This window comes from Mesorhizobium sp. M4B.F.Ca.ET.203.01.1.1 (assembly GCF_004791025.1).
Classification (GTDB): Bacteria; Pseudomonadota; Alphaproteobacteria; order Rhizobiales; family Rhizobiaceae; genus Mesorhizobium; species Mesorhizobium abyssinicae.
The window spans coordinates 1-280 of record NZ_SRUO01000305.1 but is presented as its reverse complement, the minus strand read 5'-3'; the positions used below and the strand labels follow the sequence as shown (position 1 = coordinate 280).

1 protein-coding gene is annotated in these 280 nt (G+C 66.8%); it reads left to right on the top strand.

Annotation, left to right across the window (positions count from 1 at the left end):
* Positions 1 to 13: 13 nt before the first annotated feature.
* Positions 14 to 280 (top strand): DUF1045 domain-containing protein (locus EN846_RS34820; RefSeq protein WP_281036185.1); only part of this gene is annotated, 267 nt, incomplete at its 3' end.

The window sequence follows — 280 nt, the reverse complement described above, 5'->3', positions numbered from 1 at the left end:
CTTCCATGCAACTCTGAGGGCGCCCTTCCGCCTGGCCGCCGACGAAACGGAGACCTCATTGCGCGCCGCGCTCGACACTTTCGCCGAAGCGACGCCTGCTGTGACGATCCCGCGTCTCGTCGTCAGCCAGATCGACAATTTCTTCGCGCTGGTGCCGGACGGGCCGCTACCGCCACTCAACAGCTTCGCCGATGAGGTGGTACGCGATTTCGACCGCTTCCGCGCACCGCTGAGCGAGGCCGAGATCGAGCGGCGCAGCCCCGATTCGCTGAAGCCGGCC